This window comes from Streptomyces sp. NPDC007875 (assembly GCF_042868035.1).
In the GTDB taxonomy this organism is placed as follows: domain Bacteria; phylum Actinomycetota; class Actinomycetes; order Streptomycetales; family Streptomycetaceae; genus Streptomyces; species Streptomyces antimycoticus.
The window spans coordinates 783,669-800,519 of record NZ_JBIADZ010000001.1 but is presented as its reverse complement, the minus strand read 5'-3'; the positions used below and the strand labels follow the sequence as shown (position 1 = coordinate 800,519).

At 71.4% G+C, this 16,851-nt stretch carries 12 protein-coding genes; 2 read left to right on the top strand and 10 right to left on the bottom strand.

Going from position 1 to position 16,851, the window contains the following annotated elements; all coding sequences use genetic code 11:
• Positions 1–60: 60 nt before the first annotated feature.
• Positions 61–360: a hypothetical protein gene (locus ACFYOY_RS03465; protein ID WP_388584494.1), complete on the bottom strand. Its 300-nt coding sequence runs from the start codon at positions 358–360 to the stop codon at positions 61–63.
• Complete coding sequence (locus ACFYOY_RS03460) at positions 357–1,313, bottom strand: SPFH domain-containing protein (protein ID WP_351887152.1); 957 nt, start codon at positions 1,311–1,313, stop codon at positions 357–359. Before ACFYOY_RS03460 ends, ACFYOY_RS03465 begins: the two co-directional genes overlap by 4 nt.
• A gap of 231 nt (positions 1,314–1,544) precedes the next feature.
• Here ACFYOY_RS03460 and ACFYOY_RS03455 point away from each other — a divergent pair, with 231 nt between their 5' ends.
• On the top strand, positions 1,545–3,776 hold the full coding sequence (locus ACFYOY_RS03455) for a transglycosylase domain-containing protein (RefSeq protein WP_351887155.1): 2,232 nt from the start codon (positions 1,545–1,547) through the stop codon (positions 3,774–3,776).
• Between the two features lie 77 nt (positions 3,777–3,853).
• Here the strand turns inward: ACFYOY_RS03455 and ACFYOY_RS03450 are convergent, their stop codons facing one another.
• The 3 genes from ACFYOY_RS03450 to ACFYOY_RS03440 form a co-directional block, all read right to left on the bottom strand.
• Positions 3,854–5,296 carry an Nramp family divalent metal transporter gene (locus ACFYOY_RS03450; protein ID WP_351887158.1) on the bottom strand — a complete coding sequence of 481 codons (1,443 nt, stop codon included), beginning with the start codon at positions 5,294–5,296 and terminating at the stop codon, positions 3,854–3,856.
• A gap of 75 nt (positions 5,297–5,371) precedes the next feature.
• On the bottom strand, positions 5,372–7,168 hold the full coding sequence (locus ACFYOY_RS03445) for a TIM barrel protein (protein WP_351887161.1): 1,797 nt from the start codon (positions 7,166–7,168) through the stop codon (positions 5,372–5,374).
• A gap of 2 nt (positions 7,169–7,170) precedes the next feature.
• A complete protein-coding gene (locus tag ACFYOY_RS03440) occupies positions 7,171–8,091 on the bottom strand; it encodes a shikimate dehydrogenase (protein ID WP_388584489.1) in 921 nt (306 codons plus the stop codon).
• A gap of 120 nt (positions 8,092–8,211) precedes the next feature.
• On the opposite strand from ACFYOY_RS03440, the gene ACFYOY_RS03435 reads away from it, so the two are divergent.
• Positions 8,212–8,865 carry a TetR/AcrR family transcriptional regulator gene (locus ACFYOY_RS03435; RefSeq protein ID WP_351887167.1) on the top strand — a complete coding sequence of 218 codons (654 nt, stop codon included), beginning with the start codon at positions 8,212–8,214 and terminating at the stop codon, positions 8,863–8,865.
• A gap of 55 nt (positions 8,866–8,920) precedes the next feature.
• Here the strand turns inward: ACFYOY_RS03435 and ACFYOY_RS03430 are convergent, their stop codons facing one another.
• The 5 genes from ACFYOY_RS03430 to ACFYOY_RS03410 form a co-directional block, all read right to left on the bottom strand.
• On the bottom strand, positions 8,921–11,380 hold the full coding sequence (locus ACFYOY_RS03430) for a SpoIIE family protein phosphatase (protein ID WP_351887170.1): 2,460 nt from the start codon (positions 11,378–11,380) through the stop codon (positions 8,921–8,923).
• Between the two features lie 57 nt (positions 11,381–11,437).
• A complete protein-coding gene (locus ACFYOY_RS03425) occupies positions 11,438–12,157 on the bottom strand; it encodes a methyltransferase domain-containing protein (RefSeq protein ID WP_351887173.1) in 720 nt (239 codons plus the stop codon).
• Between the two features lie 134 nt (positions 12,158–12,291).
• Positions 12,292–12,993, bottom strand: a complete 702-nt coding sequence (locus ACFYOY_RS03420; RefSeq protein ID WP_351887176.1) for a DUF402 domain-containing protein — start codon at positions 12,991–12,993, stop codon at positions 12,292–12,294.
• Between the two features lie 68 nt (positions 12,994–13,061).
• A complete protein-coding gene (locus ACFYOY_RS03415) occupies positions 13,062–14,480 on the bottom strand; it encodes a class II fumarate hydratase (protein WP_351887179.1) in 1,419 nt (472 codons plus the stop codon).
• A 78-nt stretch (positions 14,481–14,558) separates the two neighbouring features.
• Complete coding sequence (locus tag ACFYOY_RS03410) at positions 14,559–16,646, bottom strand: bifunctional polysaccharide deacetylase/glycosyltransferase family 2 protein (RefSeq protein ID WP_351887304.1); 2,088 nt, start codon at positions 16,644–16,646, stop codon at positions 14,559–14,561.
• Positions 16,647–16,851: the final 205 nt, after the last annotated feature.

The following is a 16,851-nucleotide window of genomic DNA, read 5'->3' as shown; positions in this document are numbered from 1 at the left end:
CTGCAGTGTATAGCTGCGCTGGGAAGTGTGTTATCGCAGGTCAGGGAGGTGTGAGCGGGGTCAGGGCTGATTTGGTGCGCGGCCGGGGCCCTCGGGGGCATCGGGGGGTCCCCCGCCCTCGGCGCCCTCGGCGGGCCGCCGCGGCGGTCGGCCCCGGCGCGGGATCGGGCGCACCGCGCCGGGTAGCCGGCCCGCGTCCGCGAGCGCCTTGCGCAGCAGGAACTCGATCTGTGCGTTGGCGCTGCGCAGCTCGTCGTTGGCCCAGCGCGCGAGGGCGTCATGGATGGCCGGATCGAGCCGCAGCAGCATCTGCTTGCGCTGCCGCGGCTGCCGACCCTTCGGCCCATTCTCGTCCGTCACTGGTACAGCGTGCCCGTGTTCAGAACGGGCTGCGGGGAGCGGTCCCCGCAGAGCACCACCATCAGATTGCTGACCATCGCGGCCTTGCGCTCCTCGTCCAGTGCCACGATCCCCTCCTCGGTGATCCGGGCCAGCGCCGCCTCGACCATGCCGACCGCGCCGTCCACGATCTGCCGGCGGGCCGCCACCACCGCGCCCGCCTGCTGGCGCTGGAGCATCGCGGAGGCGATCTCCGGGGCGTAGGCGAGGTGGGTGAAGCGCGATTCGATGATGCGGACCCCGGCCGCCTCGACCCGGGCGTGCAGTTCGATGGCGAGCTTCTCGGTGATCTCCTCGGCATTGCCGCGCAGCGAGAGGGCGTCCTCGTCATGGGCGTCGTACGGGTACTCGATGGCGATGTGCCGCACCGCGGCCTCGGTCTGGGTGGAGACGAACTCCAGGAAGTCGTCCACCTCGAACATCGCCTGGGCGGTGTCCTCGACCCGCCAGACGACGACCGCGGCGAGCTCGATCGGGTTGCCGTAGGCGTCGTTGACCTTGAGGATCGCGGTCTCGTGGTTGCGCACCCGGGTGGAGATCTTCTCGCGGCTGGTGAGCGGGTTCACCCAGCGCAGCCCGTCGGTGCGGATGGTGCCGCGGTAGCGCCCGAAGAGCTGGACCACCCGGGCCTCACCGGGGGCGATGGTGTTGAGGCCGCACATGGTGAGGATCGCGGCGATGATCACCACGATGCCGGAGACGATCAGCAGAGTGGACCCGGCGCCCTTGTGGTCGGAGGCGACGGCGGCCCCCGTGAAGATCAGGCCGACGCCGCCCGCGAGTCCGGCCAGGCCCCCGAGCAGGGCCAGCCCGCCGCTGACGTTGTGCGCGGGCCGCTCCCGGACCTGCGGCTCCGGAAGGGCCGGTATGTCGGCCTGGTCGGTGATGCCCTCGGTGGAGGTGGCGTCGGACATGGGTGGATCCCCGTTTCCGTTCGGTGGTGCGGGTGCGTCTTGCGTTCTAGCAAAGTGATAGCACATTACGCGTTCCTGGCAACCCTTGGTGCCCGTAAGCCGTCAGTTCCCTTGGAGTGGGTGCTTTTTGTCACCTTCGGAAAAAGCTAGATCGATGAGCATTTGAGGGTTGTTGCGGTGTTAGCTTCATGAGCTGGCCTGGGGGGCTTATGGACTGGAGCGGCGGGAGCGATGGGTAGAGCGGAAGAGCGACGCGCGCGGCAGAAGGGCGCTCGCCGAGCCAAGCGGGCGGCGAAGTCGGGGGGCATACGCCGCTTCTTCACCTGGAAATGGGTGCTCGGCTACGTCCTGGGGTTCTGCGCGTTGCTCATCGGGGCGTTCTTCGTCCTCTATCTGTGGGTCGATGTTCCGCCTGCCAACGCCGCGGCCAAGGCGGAGGCGAACATCTACAAGTACAGCGACGGCACGATCATGGCGAAGACGGGCGACGTCAACCGTGAGTCCGTACCGCTGTCCAAGATCCCCAAGAAGGTGCAGCACACCTTTGTCGCCGCCGAGAACAAGGACTTCTTCAGCGACTCCGGCGTCTCGTTCACCGGCACCGCCCGCGGTCTGATCAACACCGCGCTGGGCCGGGGCAAGCAGGGTGGTTCGACCATCACCCAGCAGTACGTCAAGAACTACTACCTGAGCCAGGAACAGACCGTCAGCCGCAAGCTGAAGGAGCTGGTGATCTCGCTCAAGGTCGACCAGCAGAAGTCCAAGGACTACATCCTCGCGGGCTACATCAACACCAGCTACTACGGCCGGGGGGCCTACGGCATCCAGGCCGCCGCCCGCGCGTACTACGACAAGGACGTCGAGGAACTCAGCGTCGAGCAGGGCGCCTATCTCGCGTCGGTACTCCAGGCGCCCAGCCAGTACGACTGGTCGGCGGCGGGCCCCAACGGCAAGCGGCTGGTGAAGAACCGCTGGAACTACGTCCTCGACAACATGGTCGAGAAGGACTGGCTGCCGAAGAGCGAGCGCGAGGGCATGAAGTTCCCCGTGCCCATCGAGCCCCGCCCCATCCCCGGCCTCGACGGTCAGACGGGCTACTTCGTCGAAGCCGCGAAGAAGGAGCTGATCAAGGCAGGGGTGGACGAGAACGAGTTCGGGGCCGGCGGCTGGACGGTCACCCTCAACATCGACAAGAAGAAGCAGAAGGCGCTGGAGAAGGCGGTCCGCACCGAGCTGACGTCCAAGCTGGACCCGAAGAAGCGCAAGGTCGACGGCGATGCCCAGGTGGGCGCGGTCTCGGTGGACCCCAAGTCCGGTGGCATCGTGGCGATGTACGGCGGCGCCGGTGCGACTGAGCACTATTACAACAACGCCACCCGCTCGGACTACCAGCCCGCCTCCACGTTCAAGCCGCTGATCCTGGCCGCGGGGCTGGAGAACGGCTCCACCACGCAGGACGGCACCCCGATCACGGCGAGCACCGTCTACGACGGCACCAGCAAGCGGCCGGTCAAGGGCTCGCTCACCGGCTTCGCCCCGCCGAACGAGGACAACAAGTCCTACGGCCCCATCTCCGTCCAGAAGGCGATGAACAACTCCGTCAACTCCGTCTTCGCGCAGATGGCGGTGGACGTGGGCCTGGACAAGGTGAAGAGCACCGCCATCGACCTGGGCATGAGCAAGGACGCGGGCGGCTTCGACGTGCGCCCCGCGATGTCGCTGGGCGTGATGGGCGCCAGTCCCAAGGACATGGCCGGGGTCTACGCCACCCTCGACAACCACGGCAAGAAGGTCACCCCGGCGATCGTGAAGTCCGCCGAAAAGGGCGATGAGCGGCCCCAGTTGCCCGATCCCACCAACGGCCAGGCGATCAGCCGGGGCGCCGCCGACTCCGTCACCTCCGTCCTCACCGGGGTGGTCGACGATGGCACCGGTCAAGCGGTGCGGCAGCAGGGCCAGGCGGTCGCGGGCAAGACCGGCACCTCGGACGACAACAAGTCGGCCTGGTTCTCCGGCTACACCCCCGACCTGGTGACCTCCGTCGGTATGTTCGGCGAGCTGAAGGGCGTCGGCAAGCAGGTCTCGCTCAAGGGCACCGCGGGCGGCGGCCGCGTCAACGGCGGTGACTTCCCGGCCCGGATCTGGGCCGCGTACACCCAGACCGCGCTGAACGGTAAGAAGGCCTCGAAGTTCGACCTGGACACCGACATGGGGGCGGCGGTCAAGCCGCCCCCGTCGCCGAGTTCGAGTGACACCTCGGAGTCGCCGTCGTCCAGCCCGTCGTCGTCCCCGTCCAATAGCGAGTCGCCCTCGTCGTCCCCGTCGTCCTCCCCGTCCGACAGCGGGTCGCCCTCCGCCACGTCCTCGGGGTCGCCGTCCGCCCCGGACTCCCCGAGCCCGCCCGACCCGTCGACGTCGTCCTCGGCCGACGACGGCGCCGGCTTCCTCCGCAGAGACCAGTAGTGACGGCCCGGTGCGGGCGTGCCCCTCGGCACGCCCGCACCGGACCGCATGGCCGTAAGGCCGGAAGGCCCCGTGGGTCAGAAGTTCGCCTCGATCTGGCTCTTGAGCATCGCGAGGGCGAAGAACCCGTAGAAGCCGATGGCCAGCAGCATCATGCCCAGCCGCGACCCCCGCAGCCGTACCGCGGCCGGCAGATCGCGGCGGTTGAGCCGGATCAGCAGCGCCGAGTAGACGAGGGTGACGACGGAGGCGGTGCAGGTGGAGATGGTCAGCAGCACGATCGGCTGGTTCACCCCGGACAGCAGGATCGCCGAGCCGATGCCCACCTCGGCCCAGACGACCGCGAAGTACAGCCGCCCCTCGGTCCAGAAGGCGGATTCCCGCAGGTAGTTGCGCTTGGCGAAGTCGCTGACCACCCGTCCGATGACGTCGAGCAGACCGATCGAGGCGGCCCAGAGCGAGACCGTGGCCACCGCGAAGAACACGATCTTGAGCCAGTCGCCCACCTGCTGCCCCAGCAGATCGCCCTGGATCCGCAGGAACGTCGGGCTGTTCTCCACATCGTCGCGTCCGAAGAGGGTTTCGTACGCGAGCATGCTCATCAGCCCGATCGTCACCAGGCAGACCACGAAGAACGACACGATGTGCTCGGTGTTGGCCCGGCGCCACCACACCCGCCAGCGGGCCAGATTCGCCTCGTCCTGCGGAAAGGCGTAGCGGTCGGCGCCCGACGCCTCCGACTGGCCGGTGATCGGGGAGACCAGCTTGGGGACATGGGCGCCCATGCCGTAGCCCTTGTCCCGGATCCAGTTGCTGAGCACCAGATTGTGCACCCCGCCCGCCCCGGCGGCGCCGATCGCGCTGAGGATCATGGTGAAGGTGATGCCGTCCGGGATCCGGCCGGCGCCGGTGACGGTCTTCTCGCCCGCCGTGCTCCAGGTGTGCCAGCCGATGACGGCGACCGCGACGACGGCGAGGAAGAACAGCGTCAGCACGACCTTGACCACCTCGACCTTCTCGATCGTGCGGTAGACCACCGGTGAGACGGTCAGCACCACCCCGAAGCCCACCAGCGAGCCCACGGTGATCCAGGTGACATCGCCGCCGCCGGTCAGATACGTGAGCACCGTCGAGCCGGAGGTGGCCCAGCCCGGCCAGACGTACTGGAACGCGCCGGCCAGGCAGATCAGGATGCCCCACGCCTTGGACCAGCGGGAGAAACCGGCGACCACGGTCTGTCCGGTGGCCAGGGTGTAGCGCTCGATCTCCAGATTGATCACGGTCTGGACGACCAGGGTGACCACCGCGAGCCACAGCAGCCCGAGCCCGCCGATCGAGGTCAGATACGGCCACAGGATGATCTCGCCCGCCGCCATGCCGATCCCGACGGCGACGACCCCTGGGCCGACCATCGTGCGCAGCGGCGGTGGATCGGGCAGATCGAGCAGATCGGGTGGCGCGTCGGCGGGGTGGGCCGGGCGCTCGGCGGACGGTGACGGTGTCGACGACGCTGACGACATGGCGGCTCCTCGGGGGGACGGCGAGGTCGTGACGGGGACGGGGACGGGGAAACAGGGAAAGGGGGCTGGCGGTGTTCAGCCGGTACGGGCGTGCTGCGCGGCCAGGCGTACGGGGGCGTTGGCCGCGCCGTAGCCCTGGTAGCCGTCGATCCGCTGGACGATCTCGAAGAAGACCCGGCCGACGGTGGCCGTGTACAGATGCAGGAAGGTGCCGTTGTCGTCCTGGTCGTAGAGCAGGCCGAGCTCGCGCAGGGTGCGATGGAGCCCGGGGTCGAGCTCATGGCGCGCCTCGAGGTCGTCGTAGTAGTTGTCGGGGATGGGCAGCAGGGGTGCGCCGAGTTCCCGCAGCCGGCGCGCGGTGGCGAGGATGTCCCGGCTGCGCAGCGCGATGTGCTGCCACAGGGAGCCGGAAGGACCCGAACCCGGCCGGACCTGGGCCAGGTTGAGTGCCAGGCGCACCGAACCGTCGGCGTTGGACACGGCCCGGCTGCGCAGCAGCCCGTACGGATCGGCCAGTTCCAGGGATTCGTGCGGCCGCAGCCCCAGGACGGCGCGGTAGAACAGCGACGCCTCGTCGAAGTGGTGCCGGGGCTGGGTGAGCGCCACATGGTCGATATGGGTGATACCGGCGGGGGAGGCCGCGTGGGCGCGCGGGGTGAAGTCGCCGGTCCAGCTCGGGTGGTCGGGGTGTTCGGTGCGGCAGAAGAAGAGCTCGGTGGAGTCGGGTGCGGCGACCGCGTCCAGCGGGGCGTCCGCCACGGCCCGGTGGCGCGGCAGAACGGGGGAGAGCAGGGCCCGCGCCCGGCCCGCGGACGCGGCCGGATCGGGGGTCTCCAGGCCGATGGCGGCGAGCGCGGGTTCGGGGTGTCCGGTGGTGGCGTCGAGGCCGGAGTTGAGGACGATCCGGGCGTCGCCCTGCTCCCACAGCTCCACGGGCTTGGAGTGGTGGCGGCCGGTGCGGGCGAAGCCGAGCCCGGTGAGCAGCGCGGACAACTCGGCTCCACCGGAGGCCAGTTCGGCGAAGGCGAAGCCGGTGGGGACGACGGGGGCGGGCAGATCGGTGCGGCCCGCGGCCTCCTCCAGGGCGATCAGCGAGCGCAGCGCGTCCACGGCGGTGCGGGCCGTATCGCCCTGCCGGAAGACGTCGTTGAAGACCTCCAGGGACAGCGGCCCGTCGTAGCCCGCCCGCAGCACGTGCTCCAGCAGCCCCGCCACGTCGAAGCCGCCCTGCCCGGGGAAGCAGCGGTAGTGGCGGCTCCACTGGAGGACGTCCATGGCCATCAGCGGGGCGTCGGCGAGCTGGAGGAAGAAGATCTTCTCGCCGGGGATCTCCTCGATGCCCTTGGGGTCCGAGCCGCGCGAGAGGATGTGGAAGCTGTCCAGGCAGGTGCCGAGCGCGGGGTGGCCGGCCTCCCGCACGATCCGCCAGGCGTGGTCGTAGGTGTTCACATGCCGCCCCCACGCCAGCGCCTCGTAGGCGATGCGGATGCCGTGGGCGGCGGCCCGTTCGGCGAGTAGCCGGAGCTGCTCGGCGGCGAGGGCGTCGTTGTCGAGGGCGAGGGGGGAGACGCTGGAGCACACCAGCATCAGATCGGCCCCGAGCCGCTCCATGACCGCGAACTTCTTCTCGGCCCGGCGCAGATTGCGGGCCAGCAGGTCCTCGGGGACGGCCTCGAAGTCGCGGAAGGGCTGGAAGAGGTCGATGGCCAGGCCCAGTTCGGCGGCGCGGTCCCGGACCCGCTCGGGGGACAGGGGACTGGCCAGCAGGTCGTTCTCGAAGATCTCGACCCCGTCGAAACCGGCGGCGGCGATGGCGGTGAGTTTTTCCTCGAGGGTGCCGCTGAGGCACACGGTGGCGATGGACTTGCGCATGATCAGCCTCCGGCGGGGAGCTCGAGCAGGTCGGTGAGGTCGGTGAGCATCCGCTCAGCGTCGGGTTCGCGGCCGGTGAAGAGGCGGAAGGCGTCGGCGGCCTGGAAGACGGCCATGCCGCCGCCGTCCAGGGTGCGGCAGCCGGCCGCGCGGGCGGCGGTCAGCAGCGGGGTGACCAGCGGGCGGTAGACCACCTCGGCGACCCACAACCCGGGCCGCAGCAGCCCGGCGGGCAGCGGCAGCCCGGGGTGGGTGGCCATCCCGGTGGGGGTGGCGTGCACCAGCCCGTCGGCGACCTCGACGGCCGCCGGGAGTCCGCCGCCCTGCACGGTACGGACCCGGGTGGCGCCGAACCGTTTGGCCAGCGTCCCGGCGAGCCCGGCGGCCCGCGCCGGATCGGTGTCGGCCAGCGTCAGCCGGTCGGCGCCGACGGTCAGCAGCGCGTGGGCGACGGCGGCGCCCGCCCCGCCCGCGCCGAGCAGCACGATGTCGCCGGTGGGCGCGTCGGGCAGGCCGCGGGCGAAGGAGCGGGCGAAGCCGGACCCGTCGGTGTTGTGGCCGATCGCCCGGCCGTCCTCGCCGAAGACGACCGTGTTGACCGCGCCGAGCAGCGCGGCGTCCTCCGACAGTCCGTCGAGATGCCCGATGACCGTCTGCTTGCAGGGGTGGGTGATGTTCAGTCCGTCGAAGCCCAGCCGGGCGGCGGCCCGCACCAACTCGCCCACCCCGTCCGGGCCGAGCCCCAGCGGATCGATGTCGATCGTGCGGTAGAGATACCGCAGCCCGTGGCGGTCGGCCTCGCGCTGGTGCAGGGCGGGGGAGAGCGAGGGGCCCACGCCGGATCCGATCAGCCCCACCAGACAGGACTCCCGGCCCGCCCGCCCCTCCGGTGACTCCCGCGACTGGTGTGCACTGCCTCGCATACGGGTGACCTCCTGCGTTCGGCGGCTCGGCTAATGTACGAACTGGTTCGTTAGTAGCTGGGACAGTAAAAACCCCAGAACGCCTTCTTGTGAACCCCCTGCACGTAGAGTGGGCCCAGCATGAGCGATCAGCCGCCGAAGAACAGCCGCCTCCGCGACGCCGTCCGCACCCAGGCCGAGATCCTGGACGTCGCGACCCGGGAATTCGCCGAGCGCGGCTACGCCGGGGCCCGCGTCGACGAGATTGCCGCACTCACCCGCACCACCAAGCGGATGATCTACTACTACTTCGGCGGCAAGGAGCAGCTCTACGTCAAGGTCCTGGAGCGCGCCTACACCGGTATCCGCGAGGCCGAACAGGCCGTGGACGTCACCGGTCTGGACCCCGCCGAGGCCATCCGGCACCTGGCCGAGCTGACCTTCGACCACCACACCGCACACGCCGACTTCATCCGGCTGGTGTCGATCGAGAACATCCACCGGGCCGAGCACCTGGTCAAGTCCGAGACGCTGGCCAAGGCCGGTACCCCGGTGATCGATCTGATCTCCGGGATCCTCGCCCGCGGCCGTGAGCAGGGCGTCTTCCGCGACGACACCGACACCGACGCCGTCGACGTGCACATGATGATCAGCTCGTTCGCCGTCTTCCCGGTGGCCAACCAGCACACCTTTGGCACCCTCTTCGGCCGCGACCCCCTGGACCCGGAGCGCCGCGCCCACTACCGCCGGATGCTCGGCGACATGGTCGTGGCCTACCTCAGCGCGAGGTCCTGAACCGTACGGCCCCGCACCGGGCGGCCCGGGACCGTACGCCTCACGACCGTGCGCCTCACGGCATCGCGAGCTCGAACCAGACGACCTTGCCCGTGGACAGCCGGGTCGCGCCCCAGCGCCGCGCCATCCGGTTCACCAGATACAGCCCGCGGCCGCCCTCGTCGGACGGCCGGGCCTGGCGCAGCCGCGGCAGCTGGGGGACGTCGTCCCCGACCTCGCAGCGCAGGACGTCCGTGCGCAGCAGCCGCAGGGTGATCGGCCGCTCGGCGTAGCGCACCGCGTTGGTCACCACCTCGCTGACCAGCAGCTCCACCGCGTCCGTCAGATCGTCCAGGTCCCAGCGGGCCAGCGCCCGGCGGGCCAGCCGGCGCGCCTGCCCGGCGGTCTGCGCCTTCGGGTCCAGGAACCAGTACGCGACATCGCTGGGCGCGATGCCCTCGAAGCGGGCCGCGAGCAGCGCCACGTCGTCGTCGCGGTCGCCGGGGCCGAGCATGTCCAGCACCTCGTCGCACAGCGGCTCCAACGGCGGCGGGTTGGGGCCGGTGAGCCGGGCGGTGGCGGTCAGCCGCTCCCGCAACTGCTCGATCCCGGTCCACACATCGCGCATCCGCGATTCGACCAGCCCGTCGGTGTAGAGCATCAGGGTGGCCCCGGCCGGGGCGTCCAGCTCGACCGCCTCGAAGTCGACCCCGCCGACCCCGATCGGCGCCCCCGGCGGCACCCGCAGCACCTCGGCGCGGCCGCCCCGGTGCAGCAGGATGGGCGGCGGATGGCCCGCGTTGGCGACCACGATGCGGTGCGCGACCGGGTCGTAGACCGCGTACAGGCAGGTGGCCATGCGGTCGGTGCCCAGCCGCTGGGCCTGCTCGTCGAGGTGGTGCAGCACCTCCTGCGGCGGCAGATCGAGCCCGGCCAGGGTCTGCGCGGTGGTGCGGAGCTGGCCCATGATCGCGGCGGAGGTCATCGAATGGCCCATCACATCGCCGACCACCAACGCCACCCGGTTGCCCGGCAGCGGGATCGCGTCGTACCAGTCGCCGCCGACCCGCGCGGTCTCGGCCGCGGGCAGATAGCGGCTGGCCAGCCGGACGCCGGTGGGCTGCGGCAGCGAGTCGGGCAGCATGGTGCGCTGCAGCTCGTCCGCGATGTACACCTCGCGCCCGTACAGCACCGCCTTGTCGACGCCGAGCGCGGTGTGGGTGGCGAGCTGCGCGGCCACCAGCAGGTCGTCCGGTTCGAACGGCGGCCGGTCCGGGCGGCGTACGAACACGGCCGCGCCGATCACCCGGCGGCGGCCGCGCAGCGGCGCCAGCACGGTGCGCTGACCGGTCGCCACCGAGGGGCCCTCGCCGAGCAGTTCCGGCAGCGCGGCGCGGGCGGCCTGCGAGTCGCCGAACACCGGCCGCACCCCGCGCAGCACCTCGGCCAGCGGACCGCCCGCCTCCACCTCGCACAGCTCGGCGGCCGGGCCGCCGCCCACTGCGGGCGACAGATCCGGCTGGGAGGGCAGCAGCGACAGCCGGCCGCTGTCGGTGTCCGGATCCAGCGGGATCCGGTCGGTGCGGCGCAGCCGCAGCACCACCGGGCCGACCGGGCGCTCGTCGCCGACCGGCAGCGGATCGCGCAGATACACCAGGATCGCGTCGGCGAAGGTGGGCACGGTGGCCCGGCACAGGCCCAGCACGATCTCGTCCAGGTCGATGCCCCGGGCGATCCGCCGGGTCGCGGCCCCCACGAACCGCAGCCGGTCGCCGCCCCGGTCCCGCGCGGTGGCGGCCTCGGCGGCGGCGGTGGATACGCCCGCGGGCGGCACCGTGGGCACCCCGCCCTCCGGCCCGCTGTACGCCACCTCGCCCGCGGTGGCGGCCGCCGCGTGGGTCTCACCGGCCCGCTCCGGGTGCTCGCCCGCGCCGGCGCCCCGGCGCGCCGTTCCCCGGCCCCGGTCGCCGCTCGGGGCGGCCGGGAGCTGCTCATCGGGGCCGGTGCCGCCGCTCGGCCCTCCGGGCCGGCCCGACGCGCCTCTTGCGGCATTGCGATCCGCGTCCCACACAGGCTCGCCCTCCGGTGTGCCGTGCTCCGGCTGCGCCGGGTGCTCGCTCTCCGCCGTGTTCCGGCGCTCCCTGCCTCCGCCACCGCGCGCCGCGGCGGCGCCTCCCTGCCCGGCGGCGCCGTCGGTGCCGGTGGCGCCGCTCCGGCCGCGGTTACGGCGCCCGCGCCCCGTACGGTCGGCGCCGTCGCCGCGCTCGGGGGCGCCGCCGCGCTCTCTGGCGCGCGGCACGGGCTCCGCCTCGGGGCCCGGGGGTCCGTCATGGGCCGCCGGGCCCGCGGGGCCGTCCGCGGGGTAGGCAGGACGCGGGCGGCCGCCGCCGGGCTCCTGGCCGGGGGCAGCCGTCTGCCGCACGGCGGTCCGCGGGTCCGGGACCGCGCCGTGCGCGTCGTCGGGCGCGGGCGCGCCCGGGGCGGCGGCAGAGGTGGCCGCCTGCCGCCTGTTGTGGGAGGTGGGGTGCTCCGTCACGCGTGGGTTTCCATCCGTCCGGGGCCGTGCGCCCGCAGGTCGTGGGCGCACCGAGTGTCAGGCACGTCGTCGGCAGTTCAGATAGAGCTGGATCTCGGGTGGTACGTCCGTGCTGGCCGGGGCGTACGCGTGTGAGTCCTCCCCGGCGATCTCGAAGCCCGCTTCGCGTACGACCTGGCGCAGCTCGTCCCGCAGATAACCGGATACCCGGACCGAGTTGCCGAGGAACGGGATGGGGAAGTCGTCGATGTCCGCCTCCACCATCCCCAGCCCCAGCAGCCCCTCGGGTCTGAGCACCGCGTGCAGGGTCCGCAGTGCGTACGGGATCTCCGGGCGGGGCAGCAGCAGCAGTGTGAAGTAGCCGGCGATGCCGTCGAAGGGGCCGAGCTCCCGGGGGCCTCCCGGGCCGTACCGGCCGCCCACCCGCAGATCGACGATGTCCACATGGTGGAAGGTGGCCTCCGGCACATTGTCCCGGGCCAGCTTGAGCATCCCCGCGGAGATGTCGATGCCGACCACCTCGTGCCCCGCGTCCACCAGCTGACGGGCCGTGGGCAGGCCCGTACCGCAGCCGACGTCGAGCACCCGGGAGCCGGGCGGCAGGGATTCGGCCAGCCACTGGCCGGCCGCGATCTGACCCTCTTTGTACGGAAAGGCCTCGTCATAGCGGTCGCCGATGGTGTCGAAGGCGTCCGCCTGACCGCTGCGGTCCAGTGCGAGGCGGTCGAAGTCCTCGTAGCCCTCGTAACCGTCCCCGCACTCGTCCTCACCGCTCACGACTCCGCCCCCTCCTGTGGCAATACGTCAGATCTTGCGCATCGCCCGTGACTTGCGCCGGCATCTGGTGTCCCGCATGGGCAGTGTTCCGGACGACGATCCTACGTTTGAAACACTGGGACACGACAAGAGGTTCATGACCTCGAGTGTGCCGAGGTGTGCTTCTTGTCCGTACGGCCCCAGTCCGCCGGAAGGGCGGGCACGGACCATGCGGGGTCGGGCCGCCAGTTCTCCCACCCGTCCCGGAACGGCGCTCCCCAGGACTCGATGGTCGCCACGGCCGCCCGGCCCGCGGTCCGGACCCGCTCCGCCTGCTCGGGGCCCATCAGCCCGGCCCGCTGCGCCTGCGCGAACTCGTCCTCGTCCTTCCATTCCCAGCTGTGGTCGGGGTAGACCGCGATGTCCAGGAAGTGGTCCTCGGAGTCCACTCCGCGGGCCCGGCGGACCAGCGGCTCCTCCAGGTTCACGTACCAGTTCTTGAACTGCCAGCCCTGGTCCCAGAACAGCCACACCGACCACGGCTCGCCGGGCCGGGCCAGCTTCAGCACCCCGGTGCCGAACCACTGGGACAGCGCCGTGGTCCGCGGCTTGGTGTAACGGGTGGACAGCGGCTCGTGGTGCACCGAGGTGCCGTCGGTGAGCTGCGGTTTGACGCAGGGGGTGCCGGGGGCGAGCCAGACGGCGAGCAGCTCGGCGGTGTCCTCGACGACGGTTACGGGACGGCAGATGTGGATGAGCTCGGAGGCGTTGGCGCGATAGCGCCACAGGATATGGTCACCCGGTGCCCACCGGGCGATGTCCGCCGTCCCCGTCGTCTCCGCGATGTCCGCTGTCATGAGCAGATCTTAGGTGCGCCGGGGCCGCGATGCCGTGACCTATGCCGCAACCGGTGGCCAACGCCCGGCTAAGGATGCGTCATACGCAGGACGTCGAGCGCCTCGTCCAGCTGCTCCACGGTCAGCAGCCCGCGCTCCACATAGCCGGACTCCAGCACCACCGCCCGGATGGTCTTGCGCTCCGCCAGCGACCGCTTGGCCACCTTCGCCGCCTCCTCGTAGCCGAGGTAGCGGTTGAGCGGGGTGACGACGGACGGCGAGGACTCCGCGTACTCCCGGGCCCGCTCGGCGTTGGCGGTGATCCCGTCGATCGTGCGGTCCGCGAGCAGCCGGGAGACATTGGTCAGCAGCCGGATCGACTCCAGCAGATTCTTGGCGATCACCGGGAGCATCACATTGAGCTCGAAGTTCCCGGCGGCCCCGGCCATGGCGACGGTGGTGTCATTGCCGGTGACCTGCGCCGCGACCATCAGCGTGGCCTCGGGGATCACCGGGTTGACCTTCCCCGGCATGATGGAGGAGCCCGGCTGCAGATCGGGCAGGGCGATCTCGGCGAGCCCGGTGCGGGGGCCGGACGCCATCCAGCGCAGATCGTTGGAGATCTTGGTGAGGCCGACCGCGATCGTCCGCAGCTGCCCGGACGTCTCGACCAGCCCGTCCCGCGCGCCCTGCGCCTCGAAGTGGTCCCGGGCCTCGGTCAGCGGCAGCCCGGTGGTGCGGGCCAGCTCGGCGATGACGGCGGCGGCGAACCCGGGCGGGGTGTTGATCCCGGTGCCCACCGCCGTACCGCCCAGCGGCAGCTCGGCCAGCCGGGGGAGCGCGGCGCGCAGCCGCTCGATCCCGTACCGTACCTGTGCCGCGTAGCCGCCGAACTCCTGACCAAGGGTCACCGGAGTGGCGTCCATCAGATGGGTGCGCCCCGCCTTGACCACCTCCGCGAACTCGGCCGCCTTGCGCTCCAGCGCCTCCGCCAGATGGGCCAGGGCCGGGATCAGATCGCCGGTGACGGCCGCGGTGGCCGCGATGTGGATCGACGAGGGGAAGACGTCGTTGGAGGACTGGCTGGCGTTGACATGGTCGTTGGGGTGCACCGGGCGGCCCAGACGCTCGCTCGCCAGGGTGGCCAGCACCTCATTGGTGTTCATATTGGACGAGGTGCCGGAGCCGGTCTGGAAGACGTCCACCGGGAAGTGGTCGTCCCAGCGGCCCTCGGCGACCTGGGCCGCCATCTCCGCGATCGCCCCCGCGATGTCCTTGTCCACCACGCCCAGATCGGCGTTGACCAGGGCGGCCGCGCCCTTGATCCGGGCCAGCGCCTCGATATGCGCCCGCTCCAGCCGCTGCCCGCTGACGGGAAAGTTCTCCACCGCCCGCTGGGTCTGGGCGCGCCACTTGGCGTGCGCCGGGACCCTCACCTCCCCCATCGAGTCGTGCTCGATGCGGTAGCCCTCCCGGGGGCGCTCGTCGCGGTGGCTCTCGTCGGTCATGGGGACACCTCCGTCCAGCACAGCGTCATCACGCCACCCCGTGTTCCCGCGCCCGCCGTGCCGAACGAGTGAGCCCGGTCACCGTACGGCCTCCGGCGCCCGCGGAGTCTCCACCTCGCCGGTGCGCTTGAGCTTCTGCCACGGCAGCAGGGCGCCGGTCGCCGCGGTGACACAGGAGTGCAGCAGCACCAGATACATCAACTGGCGGTAGGCGATCTGCTGCAGCGGCAGTACGGCCAGTGCCCGGTAGCCCTCCCGGTCCAGCCGGAACGCGTACGCCGCGCCCAGCAGCTGCACCAGCAGCAGCGCGCCCCAGGCCAGCAGCGAACGCACCGGGTCCAGGAAGATCACCCCGTAGAGGGTGAAGAGGTCGATCAGCGGCGCGCACAGCGGGGTGAGGATCTGGAAGAGCACCACCAGTGGCATCCCCACCCGGCCGAACCGCCCCGAGGGCCCCCGGTCGATCAGCGAGCGGCGGTGCTTCCACAGCGCCTGCATGGTGCCGTAACTCCAGCGGTAGCGCTGCTTCCACAGCTGGCCGAGGGAGCTGGGCGCCTCGGTCCAGGCGCGGGCGTGCTCCTGGTAGACCACCTGCCAGCCGGCCCGGTGCAGGGCGATGGTGATGTCGGTGTCCTCGGCCAGGGTGTCCGCGCTCATGCCCCCGGCCTCCAGCAGCGCCCGGCGGCGGAAGGCGCCGATCGCGCCGGGGATGGTGGGCATGCAGCGCAGCAGGTCGTACATCCGCCGGTCGAGGTTGAAGCCCATCACATACTCGATGTGCTGCCAGGCGCCGATCAGCTTGCCCCGGTTGCCCACCTTGGCGTTGCCCGCGACCGCGCCCACCCGCGAGTCGGCGAACGGGCGGACCAGCTCACGGATGGTGGTGGGCTCGAAGACGGTGTCGCCGTCCATCATCACGATCAGCTCGTGGCCGGCGTGGGCGATGCCCCGGTTGAGCGCGGCGGGCTTGCCCGCGTTGGCCTGGCGCAGCACCCGCACGTTGGGCAGCCCCATCGCCTCGGCGATATCGGCGGTGCCGTCGGTGGAGCCGTCGTCCACGACCAGGATCTCGATGGGGTGGGTGGAGGCGGACAGCGACTTCAGGGTGTTGGCGATGCACTCCTTCTCGTTGTACGCGGGCACGATCACGCTCACCGGATCGGTCACCTCCTGCACCCGGCTCCAGCGCCGCCGCTCCCGCGAGCGCCGGTGCCACCAGGCGAGGACCACCATCAGCAGCAGCCGCCCGATCACCGAGAAGCCGACCAGGCCCAGCAGCGCCATCAGCGCCGGCAGCGCGCTGTGGGTGAACGCGGCGGCCCAGATCAGCGCCCGGCCCTCCCAGACCGGCAGGGTCTGCGCCGGGTGGTTGGCGCTGTGGGCGCCGAGCGCTCCGGTGACGGTGGTGAAGGAGTAGCCCTTCTTCTGCATCCGCTCGATGTACAGCCCCAGGGCCGTCACGGTCCGCGAGCGGTTGCCGCCCGCGTCGTGGAAGAGCACGGACGCGCCCTTCTTCCCCTCGGGAGTGGCGTTCTGGACGATCTCCTTGACCGGGGGCCGCTGCCAGTCCTCGCTGTCGGTGTCCACGAACGCGCTGATGTAGCCCTTGGAGCCGATGTGCTGCTGCACCGGCCAGGTGCGGTCGTCCAGCGCGCGGACCTTGGAGGCGTACGGCGCGCGGAAGAGCGAGCTGGTGATGCCCGCCGCACCGGCCAGGGCCAGCTGGGACTGGGCCAGTTCGCGGTCCATGCGCCCCTTGTCCTGGTAGGACAGGTCGACATGGGAGAAGGTGTGCACCCCGACCTCATGGCCCGCGGCCCGCATCCGGCGGACCAGCTCCGGATGGCGGACCACCATCTGGCCGAGCACGAAGAAGGTCCCCCGCACCTTGTGGCGGCGCAGCACGTCGAGGATCTCCGGGGTCCAGCGGGGGTCCGGGCCGTCGTCGAAGGTCAGGGCGATGGTCTTGGACGGGATGGCGTGCTCGGTGGCCTTCCCCTTCCGGTCGAAGGTGATCACCGGCCCGCCCTTGCGCAGCCGGTCGGGGACGGTGCGCGAGGCCTGTGAGCGGTACACCCGGGCGTCGTTGCCCACCTCGGCGTGCAGATAGCCGTCCAGCAGCAGGGTGCACACCAGCGCGAGCAGGGTCGCGAGGGCGAGCACCATCCGGGTGCGGGTGCGGAGCTTTCGCAGCTTGAGGGTGCGGAGCCTGGGCGGGCGGAGTGTGGAGGCGGGCGACTTGGGGGCGCGGGCCTCGGCTTTGGTCAGCTTGGGGGTGCGGGCCTCGGCTTTGGTCAGCTTGGGGGTGCGGGCCTCGGCGTGGGGCGGCCTGACGCCGCGGAGCCTGCCCGGGAGCCTGAGCCTGCCCATG

Excerpts from the sequence above, each read along its gene's own strand:
- ACFYOY_RS03420 (WP_351887176.1), bottom strand. The coding sequence starts at position 12,993 with ATGACAGCGGACATCGCGGAGACGACGGGGACGGCGGACATCGCCCGG.
- ACFYOY_RS03440 (WP_388584489.1), bottom strand. The coding sequence starts at position 8,091 with ATGCGAGGCAGTGCACACCAGTCGCGGGAGTCACCGGAGGGGCGGGCG.
- ACFYOY_RS03460 (WP_351887152.1), bottom strand. The coding sequence starts at position 1,313 with ATGTCCGACGCCACCTCCACCGAGGGCATCACCGACCAGGCCGACATA.
- ACFYOY_RS03410 (WP_351887304.1), bottom strand. The coding sequence starts at position 16,646 with ATGGTGCTCGCCCTCGCGACCCTGCTCGCGCTGGTGTGCACCCTGCTG.
- ACFYOY_RS03445 (WP_351887161.1), bottom strand. The coding sequence starts at position 7,168 with ATGCGCAAGTCCATCGCCACCGTGTGCCTCAGCGGCACCCTCGAGGAA.
- ACFYOY_RS03435 (WP_351887167.1), top strand. The coding sequence starts at position 8,212 with ATGAGCGATCAGCCGCCGAAGAACAGCCGCCTCCGCGACGCCGTCCGC.
- ACFYOY_RS03455 (WP_351887155.1), top strand. The coding sequence starts at position 1,545 with ATGGGTAGAGCGGAAGAGCGACGCGCGCGGCAGAAGGGCGCTCGCCGA.
- ACFYOY_RS03415 (WP_351887179.1), bottom strand. The coding sequence starts at position 14,480 with ATGACCGACGAGAGCCACCGCGACGAGCGCCCCCGGGAGGGCTACCGC.
- ACFYOY_RS03450 (WP_351887158.1), bottom strand. The coding sequence starts at position 5,296 with ATGTCGTCAGCGTCGTCGACACCGTCACCGTCCGCCGAGCGCCCGGCC.